This is a genomic window from Nitrospina gracilis 3/211 (assembly GCF_000341545.2).
GTDB classification, from domain to species: domain Bacteria; phylum Nitrospinota; class Nitrospinia; order Nitrospinales; family Nitrospinaceae; genus Nitrospina; species Nitrospina gracilis.
Map to the genome: position 1 here is coordinate 950,302 of NZ_HG422173.1, position 22,643 is coordinate 972,944.

Below are 22,643 nucleotides of genomic sequence, written 5' to 3' on the forward strand. Positions count from 1 at the left end.
ATGACTTCGTTTACCCTTACCGGTTTCGCTGCCTGTTCCTTCTAAACGAGAATCGACTGGTGCCCACCACTCCGAACGACGCCTCCAGACAATCCAGAGACCGCGCTCCTTTTACAGTGGCGTTGCTCAGTTTCCTGGTTTACATCCATTCGCTTCGCAACGGGTTCGTCAATTATGACGACATCGACGAGCGCATCCTGAAAAATCCCTTCATCAATACGCCCTGGGACTGGAGCTTCATCCCGCAGGCCTTCAGCCAGGCGACAGCGGGATATTACGATCCGGTTTATGTTCTTTCCTACGTCCTCGATTACAAGTTGTGGGGCATGAACCCAGCCGGGTTTCACTTCGGCAATCTGCTTCTGCACACCCTCAATTCGCTTCTGGTATTTCATCTGGTGAGGACCATGACGAAACGCCCCAACCTCGCCTGGGTGACAGGAATATTGTTCGCGGTCCATCCGGTGCACGTGGAGTCGGTGGCGTGGGCCACCAGCCGCAAGGACACGCTGTCCCTTTTCCTGGCGCTGCTGTCCATGCTGGTTTACTGGGTCGGAGCAGGGAAGGGCGTCCGGAAGTATGCGGTTTGCGCTGCGGGATCGATTGCCCTTTTGATGCTGGGCATGATGACCAAGCCAACGGTGGCGGTGGTACCCGGGATGATCCTGTTTGCGGAGCTGCTTTTGGGGCCGCGTCCGTTTTCCTGGCGTCGAATGGTTGGGTTCCAGTCCCTGGCATGGGGCGCGGTTCTGGTTTTCGTTGCGGCCACGTATTCAATGACCGTCGGCATCGCCGTCAAGGAAACCATCCACTTCACACCCCTCCAGCACATCGGCCTGTTCTTCGACCTGTATGCCTATTTCATTAAAATCATTCTTTTCCCGGTGAACCTGTGCGCTCTGTACCTGATCGAGGTGAAAGACCGTTTCGATCCATTAACTCTGGTATTGTTCATTCCCGGGTTGCTGTTCCTGGTCGGTTGGATGTTGGTGGAAATCAAACGGTGCGTGGTGGACGCTGACCGGGCTCGCCGGTATGGACCGGAAGTGTGGGGGGCGGTGGTGTTTTTTGCCGGACTCCTGCCCTACACCAACATCATGCCGCGCACCATTTACCTCGCCGACCGCTACCTGTACCTGCCGTCCATCGGCTTCTGTTTGATTGCGGCGTCCATTCTGCTTCGCATCCCTGTGGTGCGGTTGCGCCTGGCAGGCATTATAATGGTCGTGGTGCTGTACGGTGCGTTGACCGTGGGACGCGTCCCGGTGTGGCAGAACAGCGTCATTCTGTGGTCGGATGTCACGAAAAAACGGATATGGACGCAGACCGCCAACATGTTCTCATGGCGCGGGCCTATGGTTTCGAGGGACAGTGGGGAAAGGCGGTTCTGGAATACGAACAGGTGGGCCTGTCTGCGAAACCGGATCCCGGGTTGTGGATGGACGTGGCGAAAGCTTACGTCACCGTGAACCGGCTCGACCGCGCCCGCGGCGTATTGAAGCGCCTCGCCCGATCCTGCCCGCATTACACCATCCCGAGCCTGCGCCTTATCGCACTCGACATCGAACAGGACCGGCTGCAGGCGGCAAGGCAACACAAGCGAACCTTGAGCGAACGGTTGACCGGGGAAGAACGCGCTCTTTTGAATTCTGTCTTTCGGTTGCGTGCAGAAGGTCGAACGGAACCCATGTGGCGTGCGTTCTCACGACTGGACCAGCGTATTGAACAACGCATCGCTCCTCATAAACAGGAGTTGTTCAAACAGTGCAGTGAACAACTGCGCCAGAGGGATTGAAGAGGACTCATTGCATGGACGAAAAAAATAACGAAGGGTTCCGGATACACGCCCTGCCCCTCCTGCTTCTTGCGGGAGTGATGGCCTGGTATTTCCTGCCGGTGCTGTCCCTGGGCCATACGTTTTTTTTTCGCGATGTGATGAAATTCGGGTTGCCTGAAAAATGGTTTCAATGGCACACCTATCTGCAGGGCGCCATGCCCTACTGGAATCCCACCATCTTCAACGGGGTGCCGTTCCTTCCTCTGTTGCACCCCAACGCCGCATACCCGCTGAATATCCTGTTGTTCGCGGGTGACTTCCCTTACGGGTTCAACCTGTTCGTTGTGGTGCACCACGCTGTTCTGGTGTTTTCCGTGTACGCGTTGATGCGCTTCTGGGGGATGTCTGCGGGGGCCGCCACGGCTTCGGCCCTGGTGGCGGGACTGGGTGGTTACTTCCTTTCCATCGTTTCCCTGGGCAACCAACTGGTGTCCACGGTATGGACGCCCCTGGTTCTGCTGGCGGTGCAGAAGTACATGGTGCGGCCGCACTGGGGATGGCTGACAGCGGCGGTGATTTTTGTGGTCCTGCAGATCCTGGGAGGCAGTCCGGAAAGTTGTGTGATGTCCACACTGACGGTGTATTTTGCCTCCGTCTTCATCACCCCCGGGCGTGGCACGCACTGGAAACGTCCCACGCTCGCGGTGGCGGGGTTGTCATTGACGGCGATTGCGCTCACAGCGTTTCAACTTATTCCCACGTACCGGGTCATTCAGCGATCGGTTCGCACGTGGGATTTGGACTCGGCGTTCAACACGAAGTGGTCGCTGGAACCGGAAACCCTGCGTCACCTGTTCGCTGCGCGGAATTTCGACAGGTTCATGACGGCATCGTCGCTGGACGCAGTGCCATATTTCCCCTCGGTGTACATGGGCGTCATTCCGGCTCTGGCGCTGGTGTCGGCGGCGGTCCTGATTCGCCGACGGGAAGTGGTTTTCTGGACGGTCGTGTTTTTCGCAGGGCTTTTCTTTGCTCTGGGCGGAAACAATCCGGTTTACACGCAATTCTTGCCTTTCAATCCGCTTCTGCAGATGTTCCGCTACCCGGAGAAATTTTTCTTTTTTCCGCGTTCGCGATGACGTTCCTGACCGGGTATTTCATCGATCACCTGTTCCAGGCCCGGGCGCGCCATCGTTTGTCTCCCTTCATCCTCGCTTGTCTGATTTTCGGCACGATTCTCGCTTCGATAGCGGTGTACGTCCACGAAGATCGCATCGTTCTTTCCGCAGGCGTGTTTGCGGCGGTGGTGGCACTTGCGGTGATGGTGTTTACGGGGCGCATGGAGCCTCGCTGGGGCCGGGCTTTGCTGGTGCTCGTGGTGTTCATCGACTTATGGACAGCCCATAACCGGCTGGTGCCTTTTATCGACAAAAAGCTCGTCACTCAACCGCCGGAAGTGATGGCAGATCTGCCGGAGTCGCCTCCCCTTTACCGGGTGTACACCGGGGCCCTGGACCGCGAACGGTTTCGTTCCAAAAACCTGTTCCCTCAGGCACCCAATCTGGTGTTGAGCCATATTCTGGAAAAGGAAACCGCCAGTCCCAATCTCGGCACCGTGTTCGGACTCCATTACGCCGATGGGTTGATGGCCATCGAATTGGAAAACGTGTGGTTGTGGACGCAGATGTTCCGTAAGTCTTCCATTGAAAAGAAGCAACGCATGCTGGAGAGGAGCAACGTGCGCTACTGGGTCGCCGGGGGGGACCTGTTCGGACCTGAAAGCCGGTCACACCGTTTTGGTTCGGATTCCATCCGTGAATTTCAAAACGCCCTGCCGCGCGCCTTTCTCGTGCCTGCCATGCGGCAGGGACCGGAAATCAAACTCATCAACACGTTTTTCGCGAAAGACTTCGATCCACGAAAGGAAGTTCTGCTCGACCGACCGGTGGATTTTCAACCATCGGAACGATTCGACGGCACGGTGCAGTCGATCGAGTATTCACCCAACCACGTCACCTTGCGCACACGGCAGGAGGGCAACGGATTTCTGGTTTTACTGGATTCCTACTTTCCCGGTTGGACGGTGCATGTGGATGGCAAACCCGCACCCCTTCTCCGCGCCAACCATTTCTTTCGGGCGGTGCCATTGGAATCGGGCATGCATCTCCTGCAATTCAAGTATGTGCCCGAGGGGTTGGTTGAAGGGCAGGCCGTCACTTTTCTCATGGTTGTGATCTTCCTTGCGGTTTTGCTGGTTCGGGTATTTGCACGTCTCCCGGTCAACCGGTGGGATTCCCTTAAAACTTCCTGAGCCTAAAAGGTTCGATGACGACTCCAAACTCATCATTGCTGTCCCGGATACAAAGCGGTCTCGGGTTGTTGTTGCTCGGGGGCGGGCTGCTGTTTTTTTTCTGGCCCATGTTGTTTCAGGAAAAGGTGCCGTTTGACCGCGACTTCACCCTGGTGACCTATCCCGTCAAGCATCACTTGCATCAGGCTTACCAACAGGGAACGCTGCCGTTCTGGAATCCAAACGTACACATGGGCACACCCTACTTTGCGGAATTGCATCCGGGAGTGTTTTATCCACCCAGCCTTTTTTTCTTCATTGAAGATTTTCCCATCGCACTCAATCTGTACTACATTTTCCATTTCGTCATACTGGCCGTCGGGACGTACCTGCTGCTGCGCCGGTGGGGGGTCTCGCGGACAGGTGCAGTGGCATCGGCGTGGACTGCGGCGCTCAGCGGTTTTATTTTTTCTTCGACCTATCTGAGCAACCTGTTTCTCGGGGCGGTTTGGTTGCCCATTCTGTTCTGGGCATTCGAAAAATTTCGTGCCACGTGCCGGGCGCGCTGGTTTGTGTTCACCGCGTTTCTGGTTGCCTGCCAGACGCTTGCCGCCTGCCCGGAGATCAACATCTTCACCTGTGGTCTTTTGGGATTGTGGACGTTATTTGTGCCCGCAGAACGGGAACATCCCGGTCCCGGGGGGCGCCTGACGGCTATAAGGCACATGGGCATGCTGTTGCTGGCGGTGATTTTAGGGCTTGGCATCATTGCCGTCCAACTTCTGCCAACGTACCAGTTGATGCAGCACAGTCACCGCACCGACGGCATCGATTACACCTTTCACACCGAATGGTCACTGAGTCCGGCCACCTTCGAGACGTTTTTCCTGCCGCACGCAGCGCAGGCAAGCATGACGGGAAACGTGATTCCGGTGGAGCAGAGTGGGTTTCTGGAAAGCGTGTACCTGGGTGTCTTCGCACCTCTGTTCATCGTGGTGGGCCTGCGTTTCTGGCGGGACCGGCGCATCGTGTTCTGGCTGGTGATGTTTGCGGTGGGACTGTTTCTCGCTTTCGGCAAATACAACCCGTTGTACGCATGGGTGTACGAATGGGTGCCGGGCCTGGACCGGTTCCGCTACCCGGAAAAGTATTTTTATGTTTCCGCCATGGCTTCGGTGTTTCTGTTGGGGCTGGTCTGGGACCGACTGGTGGCGGCCACAACCAAACGCAGTCTGGGCGAAAAATTCGTTCCGGGCGCCGTGCTGATCGCCGCCGCGGCCGTGGTCAATACGGCGCTGGCGCCGGAGGTGCGGGATGCAGTGCCATCCCTGCTCATCCTGTTCGCCTTCGGAATCACGCATACGCTGTTCTACTTTCGCAAGATCGGAATCGGGTTGTTCAGGGCGGTTTTTCTTGGTTCGCTGTTCCTCGATCTGGTAGTGCGAAATTTCGGCCTCTTCCCGCTGATCGACAAGGAATACTATTTGAACCAACCGGTGATGGCTTCCACCATCCAGTCGGATCCGGAACCGTACCGCCTGTATTCGGGGCGGGTGGTGGAGAACCCCGACCGATTTCGCCTGCCCAACGGCCCCACCCGCCTCGCCGCGCTCATTGCCATGAAAGAATACATGTACCCGTTTCTCGGCACCGTGTACGGAATGCAGTACGCCGACGGCATGCCGGGCCTCGCCATGGGATTGAAGGATCACTTCCTGTGGTATCGGGCCCTCCTGCACGCCCAGCCGGAAACACGGTTCCGCATTCTCAAGCGCAGCAACGTGAAGTACTGGATCGACGTCGATCGGCCCACGGCGTATGTGAATGGTATTCCGCTGATCCTGCCGGACCGCCTGCACGTGTTCGATGACTCCCTGCCGCGGGCCTTCTGGGTGCCTCGTGCGCGGCAGGTGTCGGATGAACGCCTGCTGGGTCTTTATTACGGCCAGGGATTCGATCCGTTGCGTGAGGTGCTGTTGACCCAGGCGCCTCCGCTGAAAAACGTTCCCGCCTCCACCGGCTGGGTGAAATCGCTGAAGTATGCGCCCAACCGCGTAACCGTTCGCACCCAGCAGACGGGCAACGGTTACCTGGTCCTGCTTGATTCGTGGATGCCCGGCTGGCGGGTGACCGTCGACGGCGAACCGGGAATCGTGATTCGGGCGAACCGGTTTTATCGCGCCGTGCCGCTGGGCCCGGGACCGCACAGGGTCGAATTCACGTTCACGCCCGCCGGGTGGCGCGAGGGACTCGTCATCAGCGCCGCCTCCACAGTATTTCTCTTCCTGGGGGCACTCTGGCTGCGCCGCCGGAACCGGTCGGTTTCAACCCAGCAGCAAGTCCAAAAGTCACTGTAAAATCAACATCTTATTGATTTTTTTGGGTTTTGGCGGTACAATTTCTTCATGAGAATCACGCGCGATTTCATAGTCGTGGGCAGTGGCCTTGCCGGGCTCACTTTCGCCCTCAAAATTTCCGAATTCGGTTCGGTGGCGCTCATCACCAAGGATGCGCTGGACGAATCGGCGACCAAGTACGCGCAGGGCGGCATTGCGTCCGTCATGGCGGCGGACGATTCGATCGACCTGCACGTCGCCGACACGCTGGAAGCGGGGCGCGGCCTGTGCCGCAAGGACGTGGTGCGCTGCATCGTGCAGGAAGGTCCCACTTTGGTGCGCGAACTGGTGAACCTGGGTGCGCGTTTCACCCGCACGCCGGAAGATGCCTATCATCTCACCCGTGAAGGCGGCCACTCCAAGCACCGTATCCTGCACGCCGACGACATGACCGGCTGGGAAATCGAGCGTACGCTGATCGACGCCATAAAGGGCCGGAAAAACATCGATGTCTATACCTACCACATGGCGGTGGACCTGATCACCCGCGCCAACCTCGATGCGTCCGTCATCCCCGGCAGCGCGGAGGACGAAGCGCTGGGTCTCTACGCACTCAACGAAAACACAGGCGAAGTGAACACGTTTCTCGGCAAGGGAGTTCTGCTTGCCACCGGCGGGGCGGGCAAGGTGTATCTCTACACTTCCAACCCGGATACGGCGACCGGCGACGGTGTGGCGGTGGCCTACCGCGCGGGGGCAAAGGTCGCCAATATGGAATTCTTCCAGTTTCATCCGACGTGCCTGTTTCACCCGCAGGCGAAATCGTTTTTGATTTCCGAAGCAGTGCGTGGGGAAGGCGGCATCCTGCGCCTCAAGAACGGTGAAACTTTCATGGAAAAGTACCACCCGCTCGGATGCCTGGCGCCACGCGATGTGGTGGCGCGCGCCATCGACTACGAAATGAAAAAGAGCGGCGACGACTGTGTGTACCTCGATGTGACGCATCTCGAGGGTTACCTGACGCGCGAACGTTTTCCGAATATTTACAAGACCTGCATGTCGTTCGGCTTCGACATGACGCGCGAACCCCTGCCCGTGGTGCCGGCGGCGCATTACATGTGCGGCGGAGTGGTGACCGACCTCAACGGGCAGACCAACATCCGCCGCCTGTTCGTCTCGGGGGAGGTCGGGTATTCCGGCCTGCACGGTGCCAACCGCCTGGCGAGCAATTCGTTGCTGGAAGGCCTGGTGCTGTCGCACCGTGCGGTTTTCAAGGCGCGGGAGTTGCTCCCTGAGTCGCAGGAGAGGATCGTGTTGCAGGAAGAGATTCCGGAGTGGGACCCGGGCGACGCCGTTGAAAGCGACGAGTCGGTTGTGGTGTCGCACAACTGGGATGAAATCCGCCGCCTCATGTGGAACTACGTCGGCATCGTGCGCACCGACAAGCGCCTGCACCGGGCGCACCGTCGCATCTCCATGTTGCTGGAGGAGATACAGGAATATTACTGGAGTTTCAATATCACCAGGGACACGCTGGAGTTGCGCAACATCGCCATCACCGCGCGCCTGATCATTGAAGGTGCGCTGAAACGCAAGGAAAGCCGGGGTCTGCATTACAACCTGGATTACCCCGAACCGGACGAGACCCGGCTGTCGGTGGAGACGTTGTTGCAGGACACGACCCAGCGCCTGTTGAGCCAAACACGAACCCGGAAACGAGCCAACCCATCATGAGTGGAACGCAAAACAACAAACCCGAATCGAAAATCCTGTCGAAGGATACCGCCGCGCCCACGCGCCTGCATCCGTTGCGCGATGTGTTTGGCGTGATGCTGATCGGCTTCACCGTATTTGCACTTTATTCGCTGCTCACTTACACACCGAAGGATCCGTCTCTTCACAGCCAGGTGATACAGGCGGTGGAGGTGCAGAACAATGGCGGCATTGTCGGTGCGTACCTGGCAGACCTGCTGGTACAAACCTTCGGCACCGGGGCCTTCGTGTTTCCGTTGATCACGTTCATCGTTAGCTGGGGACTCATCCGGGGCAAGGAGTTTTCCCGCTGGCCCGCCATGCTGAGCTTCGGCTTCCTGTTCTGGGTGGTGTTGTGCGGCCTGCTCACCATGAGTTTCGATCCTGATCCTTATTTCGGTCATGCCACCGTTTCAGGCGGTATAGCGGGCGGATACATTTCTTCCTACCTGGTCTTGTGGCTGAATGCGTGGGGCGCGCGACTGGTGCTGGTGACGATGATGTTCATCGCCATCATGGGGATGGTGGGCGTGCCGATGGACACGATGATTCGTGGAACCGGCAACCTGTTCCGCTTTGCAGTGCGCATGGCAGTGAAAGGATGCACGCAACTGCTGGCGCTCGGTGCGGCATTGATTGCGCTGGTGCAGGAAGGTACGAAAGGGTTATGGCGGTTCCTGAAAATGATCCGCAAAACCATGCGCGACAACCGGCCGAAGCTGAGCGAACCGGTCATCGTATCCAGCGAGGCTTTCGTGCCGAACGAAATCATGACCCCGGTTACCAAGCAGCCGGAGCCATCGGCAATCCGTTCCAAAAAGAAAAAGGAAGAGGAGCCGGAAGAAAAACCCGCGTTCGCGACGCAGGAGGATTTTCCCTTCGTTCATGAGACAGGCGATTACCGTGTGCCGCCGGTGGATCTTCTGGACGAGCCCGTCCACATCAAAAACGTGGAAAAACTGCGCGAGGAGATCATGCTGAATTCGACCATCCTCGAGCGCAAGCTTTCGGATTTCGGCATCGCGGGCAAGGTGGTGCAGGTTCTGCCTGGCCCGGTGATCACGCTTTATGAATACGAACCCGCGCCGGGGGTGAAGGTGAGCCGCATCCTTTCCTTGACCGACGACCTTGCGCTCGCCATGCGCGCGCCCAGTGTTCGCATTCTTGCACCGGTGCCCGGGAAATCGGTGGTGGGGATTGAACTGCCGAATCCGAAACGCGACACGGTTCCTATTAAAGAGATCATTCAGTCGGACGCGTTCCAGAGCTCGCCGTCGAAACTGACCCTGGCAGTAGGCAAGGACAACATTGGTGTGCCCATGGTGCAGGACCTGGCACAGGTGCCGCATTTGTTGATTGCAGGTTCGACCGGGTCCGGCAAGTCTGTCGGCATCAACTCCATGATCATCAGCCTCCTTCTCAATGCCAACCCGGAGGAAGTGAAAATGATCATGATCGATCCGAAGATGCTGGAGCTTTCGATGTATGACGGCATCCCGCATCTCATAGCGCCGGTGGTGACCAATCCGAAAAAGGCCGCGGCGGCCCTGCAGTGGGCGGTGGCGGAGATGGAGCGGCGCTACAAGATGATGGCGGAAAAAGGTGTGCGCAATATCACAGGTTACAACGAACTTGTTGCCAAACTGGAACGTCAGCGCGAGGAAGAAGAAAGAAAAAATAAAAAAGCGAAAAAGAAAGCGGCCCCGGTGGAAGAAACGTTTGTCGAAGAAAATTTGGATGAAAATGCGGAAACCGGAAAGGAGGCCGAACCGGAGGTGCTCCAGAAACTGCCTTATGTCGTGATCATCATTGACGAGTTGGCGGACCTCATGATGGTGGCGTCGAAGGGTGTGGAGGATTCGCTGACGCGCCTGGCCCAGATGGCGCGCGCCGCGGGCATTCATTTGATTGTGGCGACGCAACGGCCTTCGGTGGACGTGCTGACAGGCATCATCAAGGCTAATTTCCCGGCGCGCATTTCGTTCCAGGTGACGTCGCGTGTCGACTCGCGCACCATTCTGGACAGCGTCGGCGCGGAAAAACTTCTGGGCAAGGGAGACATGCTGTTTCTGCCTCCGGGGACGTCGCGCCTCAAGCGCATCCACGGTTGCATGGTGAGCGATGAAGAGATCAACCGCATCCTGAAATTCATCAAGGACCAGCCGAAGGAAGCGGAGTTGCGCGAAGACGTGTTCGAGGAAGTAGTGGAAGCGGAGAAACAGCGCGCCGAAGAGGAAGAGGAATTTGATGAGCTGTATGACGACGCGGTGGCGATCGTCGCCAAAGAAAAACAGGCGTCGATCTCCATGCTCCAGCGGCGCCTTCGGGTGGGCTACAACCGTGCGGCGCGTATGATCGAAATCATGGAACGCGAAGGTGTGGTGGGGCCCTCCGACGGCATCAAACCCCGGGAAGTGTATGTCAAACCAATTCCTTTCGATTAAGCCAAGAACAAGCGTCGTGCTGGCGACTGTCCTGGCTTTAGCCGTATGGCTGGCCATGAGCCTTTCTGCACCTGAAGCGGTTGCCAAGATTTATAAATGGCGCGACGATAAAGGCAAATTGCACTTCACCGACAATCCTTCAAAAATTCCCCTGAAATACCGGGAAGAACAGAAAATCCAAACTTACGAAACCCCTCCGGAAACCACCAACCCTGTGAAACTGAAAGTTCCGGAGCCAGTCCCAAAAAACCACGTAGTTCCACTGACTCCCATCGGAAACGGCAATTATATTGTTGAGGTGATGATCAACGGCCGGATACCGGGTAGATTTGTTGTGGATACGGGCGCGTCCAGCGTGACTCTTTCAGAGGAATTGGGACGCAAGGTGCATCGAAACCTTGGGGCCTTACCCAAGCTGCAGGTCCAGACAGGTGGCGGCATGGTGGATTCTCCTTTGCTCCTTCTCCGGTCTCTTAAAGTTGGAAGTGCCAAGGTGGAAAATGTGGAAGCCAATGTGAACCCGTTTTTGGGGGAAGGGTTTGACGGCCTTCTGGGTATGAGCTTTCTTGGTGATTTCCAGGTCCGGGTGGACAGTACGGACGATGCATTGATTCTCGACCCGCTGGGAAAAAAGGGGGAAGCCACCTGGGGAGGCAAGCCGTCAATATGGTGGCAACGCAGGTATGAGGCCTATATCAGCAAAATGCTGGGCTATCGAATGATGGCGGAAAGAAACAAGAATGATTTCCGCGCCAGGAACAATTTTAATAAGCTTTCCCAATTTTATGAAGAACTTTATCAGTCGCTGGACAAGCGGGCCACGCGGGTGGACCTTCCTCAGGAATTTCGTATGGATCCAAAGAACATGCGCGTTCAGCTCCCTTGATTATGAATGGCGACTCCGGAATTCCCTCTCCTTCAACTTCTCTCATTGGCGAAAATGAATTTCATATTTGCGTATTGCTCGGAGCCAGCAATCTGGCCCGGGGCTACAGCGCGCTTGCAAATTATCTGACCCGGAATTTGAAGCCGGAAGCGGTGAAAATATATACGGCTTGTGGGCCGGGTCGCGGCTATGGTTGTTGGGGAGGCATGTTCAACATTTCGTACCCGCCCATTGCTGAAAGCCCGTTGTTCGAACGCGTTCGGAAACAGGCCCGGGATGGAAATCGAATTGTTGCCTTAATTACAGATATTGGGAATGATTTGTTATACGGAATGGATGGGGACTCCTTGATTGCGACCATGAAAAACCTGTTTGGGCGGCTGGAGGATCTGAATGCGGAAATTTACGCAACCACTCTGCCGGTATATTTTGAAGGCAATGTGCCTGCAATGGTATACTATCCCATCCGAACATTTTTATACCCCAAGTCCCGCATCTCCCGGGAAGAAGCCATTAAAAGGGTGCGGCGGGTCAATGCTTTTTTAAAAGAATATAAAAGCTCTCACTTTCATTTGATTCCCCCTTTGGACGACTACCTGGGATGGGACCACGTACATTTTGGGTTGGTCCGTTCGGCGGAGGTGTGGAATCGCATAGGCGAATGTCTGCTTGACGGATTGGGGAGGCGACCCCACCGCCCGATTCGTTTTCCTAGGATGCTGCTTTCGTACAGGGATTGTTTTATCCGTCTGGTGTTCATGGAAATGTTTAGATGCATACGTCGCTCCAAAAACCTGTTTTAAAGGAATTTTATGCCTTTCCTGCGTATGGGATATCGCCTTGTTCTGATAACTTCAGTGGTCATCCTCTCTTTCTTGACATCCATAGTGTTGTGGCTGTTGTTTCGTAATAACCAGAAATCCCATTGCAAGTGGGTGGGATGGTTTGCCCGTTTCTGGGGCCGCCGAGCATGTGCTGCTATCGGACTGAGTTATACCGTGGAGGGGGATCTCAATATTCCCGCGGGATCGATGATCGTCGCCAATCATGTGGGGGCAGTGGATATTTTTTTGATGGCGGCCAACTTCAAATTGTTTTTTGTTTCCAAAGCGGAGGTGAATGGCTGGCCAGTGGTGGGGCAAATGGCGCAGTTGGGAAAAACCATTTTTGTGGATCGAAGCCGCCGCCACCAGGTGACGGGCATGATCGACAGCATCCGGAAGCGCATGCGCGACGGTTTCAATGTCGCCTGGTTTCCGGAGGGCAGTGTCACCAAGGGAGATGATGTGTATCCGTTCAAACCGTCCGCATTCGAGGCCGCGGTGCAGGAAAAAAGGCCGGTGGTTCCGGTGTTGATCCGTTACGAGGGAGGAGGGGAGCCCTACGTGGCCAGTTGGACGGGGACCCTGGGTGAGCACATGATCCGGGTTTTGAAGTCCAAGGGGTTGCGTGCAAAAGTCCGGGTGTTCCCTCCAATCCCCCCTGCAAAAACAAGACAGGAGCTTTCCCGAGCGAGCCACGACCTCCTATATCACGCGTTCCACAATAACCCGAACGAAAAAAACTCCCATGTCACTGAAGTCGGGGCCCCTTCTGAATATTAGAAATTCCTTCCGAATCTTTGAGTTTGAGAACTTGAACTCCAAATCTTTTGCTTTGAAACGGTGTGCCCCCAAACTGCCGCATGGGAGTGTACCGGGCTTCAATCCAATTCTTTAGTCCACTGGCATAGTCTTTTCCAAAAACGGGGCTTCCAAAAATGGTGAAGTCGATGTTGACGTATACCACATAGTCGGGGGGGTGATCCTCCATTAATTGGATCATTGCAGGATCGCCACGAATGATCCACACCAGGGGATTGAAAATAGTGTCGCGTGTTGGGAACCGGCGGCGGAGCAGGTAGTTGATCATCATGGAATCGGGTAGAGATAAAATGGTCTCGTTGGACTTCACCTCTTTTTCCAGGAAACTCAATGCATGGCTTAAAATCTCCGCCCGGTCCAGCGGGGTTCCGTCGAAACGAACCGCGTTGGGTGGGAAATCATAGATCATGTCCGCACCGCTACCCACGGGGTAAGTTTTAATCTGGTATTGGTTGTACGAGATGCTGGTCCAGATGAGTACCGTCACTGCAACCAGCCCATAAGTTCCGCAACGAAAAAGCCAGGCGGTTTTGTTCCCGGATTCAATAAATTTCGGAAGGAAGTGGAGAAGCCCGGTAACCATGACCAGCGTGGCAGGAAGGGCGAGGACAAACCCCAGATGGGATGTATTTAAGTTGAAAAATACTTTCAAGGTGAGGACCAGGGCAAATACGCCCAGCATGAAAAAGGAAAGGAGCTGAACTCTTTTCCGAAGTGATGGAAGATTTTTGACAAGGAAAATGCCCACCCCCAGACAAAAAATCACCAGAATGGCAGGAAAGGATCGTGGAAGATGCCGCCAGGGAATCTGCGGATATAAAAGAATGAGTCCCGTGGCAACTGCCAGCCCAAAGTACAGCCCCGCACGGGGTGAGTTCTTGCCATGTTTCTCAAGCCATAAATTTAAACCGATCAGGATTGCCAGCAGGAGTGCGTATACCAGAAGATGGACGGAGATTTTAAGAAGGTTGGCCTCCAGAAACATCGTGCCAGAAACAAATCTGTAATAAAACAGGGAATGAATATTCAAGTTGAGCCCATGAATCCATTGGCTGAAAAGATGATGGGCAGCTTCCTCCATCGGCATTTTGAAAGCGAAATAAAAGAAGAAAAAAAGAGGAAACACAAAGATGGGACCAACAAACAAAAGAACCCTCAGAAGGGTTTTTCGCACCGGTTCATCCCTCCCGCGCAAATCCACGAGAAGGGTTATTCCCACAGCGGAAATGACGGCGGCAAACATTTCCGCTTTGGTCAAAAACACGAGTCCCAACAAAAGACCAACCCCCAGAAGACGGGCAGGTTCGCGAAATTCCAAATAGCGTCCGCACTGGTAAAGGGCGACGCACCCCAGCATGAATCCGTAGGTCAGGTCATAAACATAAGGGCAGACAAAGTTCAGCAGCCCCATTCCCCAATAGTAGGCAAAAGCGAAGGCCAGAACAAAAGTGACACCCGCCAGGGTGGCGCAGATGGTATCGCTGATCTGCTTCATCCAGTAGAAAAGAAACAACGAAAACCCGTAAACCAAAAACAGGTTGGCGAGGGCGAGGTGGATCATGCCCGGCCCAAGGAAATAAAATAAGGCGGCGTTGATATACGATGCAAGGGGGCCGTGAAAATACACAACGTCACGATAGAGAACCTGCCCTTCGGAAAGCATCCAGGGGACATACAACTGCTGGCCAAAGTCCATGATTATATCGGGCCAGCGGCGCCAACTGATCCACGTCATGAAAGCGTATGAAAGTGTGATGAGCAGAGGACCCAGGGCGTTCCACTGAACCTGGATGAGTCTGGTGGAAGGCTTGGATTGATTGAAGGTCATAAACTCAGGACTTTCCTGGAAGTGAACGTTTGAAAATTTGAACGCCAAATTCCCTGCCCTCAAATGGCGTTGCCCCGATCTGGCGAACCAGGACGTAATCGCGTTGTATCCATTCCATTACAGAGCGGGCATAATCGGTTCCGAAATGACGTTGACCGAACCATTGGTAATCCGCATGCACCATGAGGATATGGGAGGGTGGGGCGGCCTGCAACCGGGTCGATACTCCATTTTCATCCTGGGTGCGCATGGTGAGAGGGCTGAACAACGTGTCCCTGGTTGGAAAGGACTTGCGTAAAAGGTAATTGAAAATCATGGCGTCAGGAAGGGTGAGCAGGTCAGTTTTTTCTCCCATTTCTTTTTTCAGTAGTTCCAGTGTTTCGTTAACAATGAGACCACGGGAAAATATCCGTCCGTCCGGGTACTGCACAAGAGGCTGAAAATCGAAAATCCGGTCCACTCCTTCGCCAACGGGGTAAGTTTTGTTCTGGTAGGCAAAAAAACTGTTCATGCCGATGACAGCAATGAAATACAAAACAGCGCTAATGGAAACGGATCGAATGATAACGGCATTACCGGAGATCCGTTCCGCAATGCGGGGTAGAGAATGCAATGCAAAAAACAGCATGACCAGAGTGGCGGGCATCGCCAGAGCAAACCCCAAGTCGGAAAGACGCAGGTTGTAAAACGCCTTGAATGTGAGAGTCAGGGAAAAAACAATAAGAGTGAGGAAAATAATTCTACGCCGGGTAATCTGAATTAGCCGCTGTCCCCGCCCGATTCGAATGGCCAGATAAAAACCTGTAATAAATAAAATGATTGGAAAGGCGCGGGTGATTTCCAGCCAGGGAATGGTGTCCGTAAGAGCCCAGAGAGCCACCAGAGTTAATAATCCCAATAGCAGCCCGGTCAATCTGTTATTGGTTCGGTTGCGGAAAAAAATATAATTGAGATAACTTACCAGCCCACCGAGGCACAGAAAAATCAATGCGTGCAAACCCATTCGTTTCAGGTTGTCTTCGAGGTGCATCCAGCCCAGGGTGAATTGATAATAGGGCATGGTGCGAATGACGGGATCTGCGGCATTAAGGTACTGACCCAATATATGGGAAAAAGCACGGGTCACCGGCATGAAGAAAGAAAAATAAAGGGCAAAGGCCAAAATGGGTAAAAGTGAACACCCTGCAAAAACCGCAGCGTTGAGCAAAATGGTTTTTGAGTGCAAGCGGCGTTGCGACCAGAAAATAAAAAGACCTCCCCCCAGACTGAGAGAAACGGCGAGAAAAACCTCGACCTTGGTGAGAAAAACCAGGCCAAGCAACACTCCGAGGGCGCAAAGGGTTTGCAAGCGCGGCGATTTCAGATAGCGGTAAAAAAGAAACAGAGTAAAAATCCCGAGCAGGATCCCATGCGTGAGATCGTATGTGTATGGGGCGATGAAGTTGAAACTACCAAATCCCATATGATGTGCGAAGACAAAAACGGTAATAAATGACAGGCAAATGAGGGTTGCGTTCAGGCGATTGCTGAAATAATGGCAGAGCCGAAAAATAAGAAAAGAGACAAGCGATACCAAAGCCAAATTGAAAAGGGCCAGTTGCAGGATTCCAGGCCCGAATATAAGAAAAACAAGAGTGTGGATATAAGAAGACAGGGGGCCATGAAAATAAGCGACATCGCGATAAAGGATTTGGCCTTGCGACAACGCCCAGGGAACATAAGCCTGCTGACCAAAATCCACCAGGAGGTCCGGCCAGCGTTGCCAGCTGACCATCGTCCAGACAATCAAAGCTGAACCGATCGGCAGGCCTCCGGTATACCAAAAATGAAGTCTTTGGATCATTGGAAACTCAGGAAGAAGAGCTGTTTGAATGCTCTTTCATTTTATAAACCAAGGCACCGAACCCACTCTTGGTAAATGGAATGGCGCCAATTTTTTTTTCACGAGAGTAATTTTCCATAATCCACTGATAAACGGTTTGGGCAAAATCCTTCCCAAAATGCTCCATTCCCCATTCTGGGTATTGCCGCTCAACTAAAACGATGTAGTCCGGAGGATTGGCTTTCAATTGCTCCAGTAGCGGCGGATCGCCTCCGATTAGGATCCAGGTCAGTGGATTGACTAAAAACCCTTTAATGGGATCCTTGTGCCGCGTGAGGTAATTGATCATGACCGAATCGGGAAACACCGCGACTTTGGCCTCGGGCTCTAGATTCTCCTCCATGTATTCAAGCAGGTACCGGGTTACGATGGGTTCCATGTAGGGACGCCCGAAATGAGGGCGGCTGTTTGGGGCGTATTCATAAAAACGATCGACGCCCTCCCCGACGGGGATCACCTTTTTTGAATAATACAGGTAAGAGTCGTAAACCATAACGAAGAGGTAAACCGCAAAAAGAGACGCTGTGGTCATGGTATAAAAAAATGTGGATACGTTATCCCTTCGTATCCAGTCTGGAAGGAGATCGGTGACGAGTATGATCACCATGAGGGACGCGGGGAACGTGAGAGCGAAACCATAATGATATATCACTGTGTTAAAAAAGATCTTAGACAGCAGGAACAGGGAAAATAAAGTAAGTACCAGAAGAAAAATATATTTTTGGTGTTCCCGGTCAGAAAGTGATCGTGATTTGACGTGCCAGATGATAGCAATAAAAATACCGATCATGATGAAGGGCAGGGGATTCAATATCCATTTCCAGGGGATGGCCCAGAAAAAATACCAAGAAAGCAGGGGAATTAAAACCGCGGTTGGCAAACCGAATCTCCAATCATTCCTGCCTGATTCATCCAGTTTCTGATTGATAAAAACGATTCCGCTCACCATAAGAATAAAAACCATTAAATACAAAAACATGAAAATCAGATTGCGGCCAAGCGCATTGGTTCCCATGAGCAACTTGTAATAAGGAAGGTTTTTGACCTCCGGATTTAACGAATATTCAATGGGAAGAAGCAGGTTGGAAAAGGCATCGGCAAGAGGCATCAGGGTAGCGAAATAACAGAGGGCCAGAAGAGCAGGGAGGAAAAAAGCTGTTGAGAGGGCAAGCAGATTCATTGCAATGCGTCGCCCATCCATCCTGTGAAAACGGAACACGATTCCCAAACCTGCTGCCCCCGCCAGTCCGAGCGCAAACATCACTTCGATTTTGGTCAGCAAAGTCAGTCCGGAAAGAAAACCGATCGCCAGAAGCCTTTTGGTGGTAGGGAACTTGATGTATTCAAGAAAAACAGCCAACGTGATGAAGGCCAACAGAATTCCATGGGTCAGATCGTAGGAGTATGGTTGAATGAAGTTGAAATTTGCAAGGTAACGGTGATGGCCAAGAGCATGGATTACGAGAAACAAGAGGGCGCCCAGGGTCGCAGTCCACGCACTGCAAATTGAACTCACCATGCGATAAAGCACCACGGTGAGTGCGATTGTCAGCCCGATATTGAAAAGGGAAATATACAAGGCTCCCGGCCCGGCGAGTTTGAAAATCAAGGCATGTAGGTAGGGAGACAGAACCCCGAAAACATAAAAAAGATCGCGGTATAAAACTTCTCCTTCAGCGATGCGCCAGGGGATATATAGCTGGTTTCCAAAATCGATCAGTACGTCGGCCCATCTTTGCCAACTCAGCCAGAGCATGAGTCCCCCCCCGATAAAAACAACCACCGGTCCGACCCATGCCATGACTGTTTGAAAGCGTTCCGAGGGCCCTTTGGTACTGGGAGGGGGATGAGGGGAAGTCGATTTCATGAATTCTTCCTTTGCCTGTAAATTTGAATCCCGAATCCCGATACCGTGAAGGGTTCTGCACCGATCTGTTTGATCAAGCCGTAATTTTCCTGGATCCAGCGGTTTATGAATACGCCGTAATCCCGGCCGAAGAGGGGAAGGTCGAATTCGAAATAACTCCGGTCCACCATCACAATGTAATCAGGAGGTTCGTTCCTTAGCAGGCGCAATAGATGATCGTCTTTTTCAAACAAAACCCAGGTGACGGGGTTCAACAGAAATCCCTTGGCGGGGTCGCGATGGCGTGAAAGGTAATTGAATATGACAGCATCCGGCATCACTGTCATTGTGGCATCTGGAGGAATTTCCTTTTCGATGTATTCCAATGCAAATTTCGTGAGCATGCCTTTCACAAAGGGTTTGCCTCCCTCAATCCGGCTCATGGGATGGTAGTCGTACATGAGATCCGGACCCCGCCCGATTGCCAGTTGCTTTTTGTTGAAGAACAGATAAGAGTCGAAGCACATCGCTCCAATATAAATAATGAGCAACACGGATGCAGTAAAACGGTAGGTATATTGCGGACCCCAATGCTTTTGAATAGCTCCCGGCAGGATGTGAGTCAGTGCGATTACGGTCACCAGGACCGCCGGGACGGACAGGGCGAATCCGTAGTGCATTATGACAACTCGAAAAAACACCTTGAGGAGGAGTGCCAGGGCAAACACCGTTAGAACAAACAATCCCGCATCTCGAACGAAACGACGGTTTGGTGTAAAGTTTTTTTGAATCTCAAAGATCAAAAACACGCCGACAAGAAGCATCAGAAGGGGCAGAGGTTTTAGAAAGTACCGCCAGGGAATTTGCTGGAACCCGGCAAGGACAGCGGCGGCAAGCAATGCCGACAAAATCAGCGCCGGTCTCCAGGTGTTTTTGTTTTTCTTATTGAGAAACCGGTTGCAGGCCAGAAGACCGGCGAGAATGACTGCCAGAATGCCGGTGTATAAAAAAATCTGGTACAGGTTGTGACCCAGAAAAGCGAGGCCTTTCATTTTCTTGAAATAGAAAAAATCGTGCACCTCCGGAGCGAGGGCCAGTTTCCACGGCAGTATTAGGCTGTGCCATGCTTCGGCAGGGGACATGTGCAGGGAAAAGAAGATGAGGAAAACAATCAAAGGCGTGGAGGCGGCCATCAGGAAAATAAAAACATGGCGTGCAATGGCCTTTCCCGGCAGGCGATGAGCCCACACTGCCAGAACTAGGCCCGTTGGCACTGCCAGACCCGCCGCCAGCATGACTTCAATCTTGGTCAAGAACACCAGGCCCAGCAGCAGGCCAATGGTGAGAACCCGGTTTGATGTCGGTCGTTCGAGATACTTCAATACCTGGTGCAGGGAGAGGAAGCTGAGCAGGATTCCGTGAGTCAGGTCATACGAATAAGGCTGGATGAAGTTGTAGTTTCCAAGGAATTTATGCTGACCCAACGCATGCACCAAAAGGAATACAAGGGACGCCAAAGTTGCCGTCCAAGGGTTGGAAAGACGAAGCACCAGGCTGTAAATGAGGGCGGTCAACACCGCTGTGAGGAAGATATTGAACAGGCTGAGATAATGGGCCCCTGGACCCAGAAGAGAAAACAAACCCGCGTGCAGGTAGGAAGAGAGTGGACCGAAAACATAAAAAAGGTCCCGATAGAGCACGTCTCCTTCCGCGATGCGCCAGGGAACGTATAGCTGGTTTCCATAATCGACCAGCAGGTCCGCCCACCGGCGCCATCCCCAGGCGATCATCACCGCCCCCGCCAGAAACACGGGAATCAGTCCGGCATACCGGGCTAGCCCGGTGGATGCCCGGTCGTCACTCACCGTGCGGGTCGAATTTAATTTGGCGTCCTGTGAGATCTTCACGATGGATTATCGGTGGTTGCGGATGAATGCTTCATAATCCGGACCCCGTAGCCCTTCCCGCTAAACGGCAATTCCCCAAACAGCGCGTCCTGGTGATAATTTGCAATCACCCACGCGTACAGATCCCGTGCATAGTCCCGGCCAAAGTAGGGTGCACCCAGCCAGGAGTGGTCCATTTCCACGAATACGATGTAGGGTGGTGGGCGGGATTGAAGTCGTTTGAGGTAAGTCTCTTCTCCGAAAAAATGTACTTCCGGAGGGGTAAAGAAAATAAAGGGAAACGGATTCGGATGGCGCGACAGGTAGTTCAACATGTTGCCGGCAGGGAAAACGGGGAACCCCGCCTGCGGATCCATTTTTTCCCGCATGTAATGCAGAGCCTGGTTCACGATCTCTCCCCGTGGATTCAGAAAAGGGTAGTACTCCATTATTGTGTCAGAGCCGGAACCGACGGGATAATTTTTTAATGGGTACAATTTGTAGGACACATTCCCATGCGCCACGATAAATACAAGGATCAAGCCGGCGAACGCCAAGCGAGCGAAGGGAAAACGATTTGGTGCCGTGGGCAACCATCCCGGTAAATCATAGAGGGCAAAGCGAAGAAACAGCAAGAAGGCGGGTAGCGCGAGTGCAAAGCCGTAATGGTACACATGCACGTTGAAGACAATCTTGAGCATAAGAACGAACGCGTACACGGAAAACACGAGAAGGAACAAAGGTTGTCCCCTTTCCGCGGCAGAAGCCCGCATGAACCGCCTTGCCTGATAGAAGCCGTAACCCAATACGAAAAGGGGGAGAGGACGGCCCAACTCCAGCCACGGTACAGAAACCCACCAGGCTGTGAGCATAAGCAGGATAACCAGCGCTCCCCCAGTAAATGATGTCACCACGTCTGGATTCCCGCGTTGGAACAATCGGTGAATCCCGGCCACCATCACCAGCACTGCGGCCCATCCCAGCGCAAACCCCAATCCCTGGACCAGGTTTCCGGAAAGATCGTTTATGCCGCGTATCCACTGGTAAAGGGGAAGGGTGCGCGTGAACGGATCCAGCACGTGCAGCCAGGGACCGATCAATCCCTCGAAAGCCTTTTGTGCGGGCATCCTCAATGAAAGATAGACCCAGAACAGAAAGGGTGCCGCGAAAAACGACGCGACCCACACCAGCGCATTGAACAGTTTGACGCGACAAGACTCGGTTCGAAAGTACAGTGCCAGCGGCAGGCCGACGATCATTGTCGCAAACAATGCCAGGAAGGCCTCCGGCTTGGTGAGGAAGACCATGCCGGTGAGAACCCCCAGCGTCATAAGAGTCCAGACCGCAGGCCGCCTTACATAAGAATGAAACACGAGCAGGGTGACAATCCCGAGGATGACGCCGTGCGTCAATTCATAATTATAAGGTGCAACGAAGTTGAAATTGCCCCCACCCTGGTATTGCGCTAAAGCGAAAACGACGACAAAGGACAAAGCGCAAAGCGAAGCGGTCAGCGCATCCGCAATGCGTCGGAACAGAACAAAAATAACCCCGGCGAGCCCCGCAGTCAGCAGAAGATTGAACCAAACAAGAACGCGAAAACTCGTTCCGAAAATCAAAAACAATAGAGCGTGCGCGTGACTGGATAGCGGGCCATACAGATAAAAAAGGTCGCGGTAGAGAACGCGTCCTTCGGTGATCTGCCAGGGAAGATAAAGCTGTGCGCCGTAATCGATCATCAGGTCCGGCCACCTGAGCCACCCGATGGATACCATGAAAACACCGGCGGCCGTCGCCAGAAGGGGGCCCCATACTCTGGCCCGTTGTTCCAGAACACGTTCCCGGGAAGAGCGCTCCATAAGAGGCGGGCTTCCGAAGGGGCTCCCTTCTGAAGTTCCGGAAGTCCCTTCGGCCACAACGTCGGATGAATTGGAGAACGATTCTGTTTTCAATGCCGGATATATATAATGTATAGATTCCAGAAAAGAGGCGGCCCGAGTGGCCGGAATGCTTGCCGCCGACAGCCCTCAAGGAATTGGAATAACAGGTGTTTCCTTAAATATCAGGTTAAGG

At 53.7% G+C, this 22,643-nt stretch carries 15 protein-coding genes; 10 read left to right on the plus strand and 5 right to left on the minus strand.

Going from position 1 to position 22,643, the window contains the following annotated elements; all coding sequences use genetic code 11:
• Positions 1-59: 59 nt before the first annotated feature.
• From TX82_RS04470 to TX82_RS15065, 10 genes are all read left to right on the plus strand, one after another.
• Positions 60-1,469, plus strand: a complete 1,410-nt coding sequence (locus tag TX82_RS04470) for a glycosyltransferase family protein (protein WP_005007505.1) — start codon at positions 60-62, stop codon at positions 1,467-1,469.
• A complete protein-coding gene (locus TX82_RS04475) occupies positions 1,445-1,795 on the plus strand; it encodes a hypothetical protein (protein ID WP_187291907.1) in 351 nt (116 codons plus the stop codon). The genes TX82_RS04470 and TX82_RS04475 overlap by 25 nt, the downstream gene beginning before the upstream one ends.
• 14 nt (positions 1,796-1,809) lie before the next feature.
• Positions 1,810-2,916 (plus strand): glycosyltransferase family protein, encoded by a 1,107-nt coding sequence (locus tag TX82_RS16160; RefSeq protein WP_005007507.1) that lies wholly within the window; start codon positions 1,810-1,812, stop codon positions 2,914-2,916.
• A complete protein-coding gene (locus TX82_RS16165; RefSeq protein WP_005007513.1) occupies positions 2,913-4,088 on the plus strand; it encodes a YfhO family protein in 1,176 nt (391 codons plus the stop codon). The genes TX82_RS16160 and TX82_RS16165 overlap by 4 nt, the downstream gene beginning before the upstream one ends.
• Positions 4,089-4,102: 14 nt before the next feature.
• On the plus strand, positions 4,103-6,424 hold the full coding sequence (locus TX82_RS04490) for a YfhO family protein (RefSeq protein ID WP_005007514.1): 2,322 nt from the start codon (positions 4,103-4,105) through the stop codon (positions 6,422-6,424).
• A gap of 48 nt (positions 6,425-6,472) precedes the next feature.
• Positions 6,473-8,137: an L-aspartate oxidase gene (gene nadB / locus TX82_RS04495; RefSeq protein WP_005007516.1), complete on the plus strand. Its 1,665-nt coding sequence runs from the start codon at positions 6,473-6,475 to the stop codon at positions 8,135-8,137.
• On the plus strand, positions 8,134-10,599 hold the full coding sequence (locus tag TX82_RS04500) for a DNA translocase FtsK (protein ID WP_005007518.1): 2,466 nt from the start codon (positions 8,134-8,136) through the stop codon (positions 10,597-10,599). Before nadB ends, TX82_RS04500 begins: the two co-directional genes overlap by 4 nt.
• On the plus strand, positions 10,574-11,485 hold the full coding sequence (locus TX82_RS04505; protein WP_005007520.1) for an aspartyl protease family protein: 912 nt from the start codon (positions 10,574-10,576) through the stop codon (positions 11,483-11,485). Before TX82_RS04500 ends, TX82_RS04505 begins: the two co-directional genes overlap by 26 nt.
• 2 nt (positions 11,486-11,487) lie before the next feature.
• On the plus strand, positions 11,488-12,288 hold the full coding sequence (locus TX82_RS04510) for a hypothetical protein (RefSeq protein WP_005007522.1): 801 nt from the start codon (positions 11,488-11,490) through the stop codon (positions 12,286-12,288).
• 72 nt (positions 12,289-12,360) lie between these two features.
• Positions 12,361-13,089 (plus strand): lysophospholipid acyltransferase family protein, encoded by a 729-nt coding sequence (locus TX82_RS15065; RefSeq protein WP_187291908.1) that lies wholly within the window; start codon positions 12,361-12,363, stop codon positions 13,087-13,089.
• Here TX82_RS15065 and TX82_RS04520 read toward each other — a convergent pair.
• The 5 genes from TX82_RS04520 to TX82_RS04540 form a co-directional block, all read right to left on the minus strand.
• A complete protein-coding gene (locus TX82_RS04520) occupies positions 13,058-14,641 on the minus strand; it encodes a hypothetical protein (RefSeq protein WP_144079082.1) in 1,584 nt (527 codons plus the stop codon). The two genes, TX82_RS15065 and TX82_RS04520, sit on opposite strands and share 32 nt — an antisense overlap.
• 319 nt (positions 14,642-14,960) lie before the next feature.
• Positions 14,961-16,799 (minus strand): glycosyltransferase family 39 protein, encoded by a 1,839-nt coding sequence (locus TX82_RS04525; protein WP_005007530.1) that lies wholly within the window; start codon positions 16,797-16,799, stop codon positions 14,961-14,963.
• A gap of 7 nt (positions 16,800-16,806) precedes the next feature.
• Positions 16,807-18,705: a glycosyltransferase family protein gene (locus tag TX82_RS04530; RefSeq protein ID WP_005007537.1), complete on the minus strand. Its 1,899-nt coding sequence runs from the start codon at positions 18,703-18,705 to the stop codon at positions 16,807-16,809.
• Positions 18,702-20,591: a glycosyltransferase family protein gene (locus TX82_RS04535; RefSeq protein WP_005007538.1), complete on the minus strand. Its 1,890-nt coding sequence runs from the start codon at positions 20,589-20,591 to the stop codon at positions 18,702-18,704. The genes TX82_RS04530 and TX82_RS04535 overlap by 4 nt, the downstream gene beginning before the upstream one ends.
• Positions 20,588-22,429, minus strand: a complete 1,842-nt coding sequence (locus TX82_RS04540) for a hypothetical protein (protein ID WP_005007540.1) — start codon at positions 22,427-22,429, stop codon at positions 20,588-20,590. The genes TX82_RS04535 and TX82_RS04540 overlap by 4 nt, the downstream gene beginning before the upstream one ends.
• Between the last annotated feature and the right edge of the window lie 214 nt (positions 22,430-22,643).

Excerpts from the sequence above, each read along its gene's own strand:
- TX82_RS16160 (WP_005007507.1), top strand. The coding sequence starts at position 1,810 with ATGGACGAAAAAAATAACGAAGGGTTCCGGATACACGCCCTGCCCCTC.
- TX82_RS16165 (WP_005007513.1), top strand. The coding sequence starts at position 2,913 with ATGACGTTCCTGACCGGGTATTTCATCGATCACCTGTTCCAGGCCCGG.
- TX82_RS04490 (WP_005007514.1), top strand. The coding sequence starts at position 4,103 with ATGACGACTCCAAACTCATCATTGCTGTCCCGGATACAAAGCGGTCTC.
- nadB (WP_005007516.1), top strand. The coding sequence starts at position 6,473 with ATGAGAATCACGCGCGATTTCATAGTCGTGGGCAGTGGCCTTGCCGGG.
- TX82_RS04500 (WP_005007518.1), top strand. The coding sequence starts at position 8,134 with ATGAGTGGAACGCAAAACAACAAACCCGAATCGAAAATCCTGTCGAAG.
- TX82_RS04505 (WP_005007520.1), top strand. The coding sequence starts at position 10,574 with ATGTCAAACCAATTCCTTTCGATTAAGCCAAGAACAAGCGTCGTGCTG.
- TX82_RS04510 (WP_005007522.1), top strand. The coding sequence starts at position 11,488 with ATGAATGGCGACTCCGGAATTCCCTCTCCTTCAACTTCTCTCATTGGC.
- TX82_RS04525 (WP_005007530.1), bottom strand. The coding sequence starts at position 16,799 with ATGATCCAAAGACTTCATTTTTGGTATACCGGAGGCCTGCCGATCGGT.
- TX82_RS04530 (WP_005007537.1), bottom strand. The coding sequence starts at position 18,705 with ATGAAATCGACTTCCCCTCATCCCCCTCCCAGTACCAAAGGGCCCTCG.
- TX82_RS04540 (WP_005007540.1), bottom strand. The coding sequence starts at position 22,429 with ATGGAGCGCTCTTCCCGGGAACGTGTTCTGGAACAACGGGCCAGAGTA.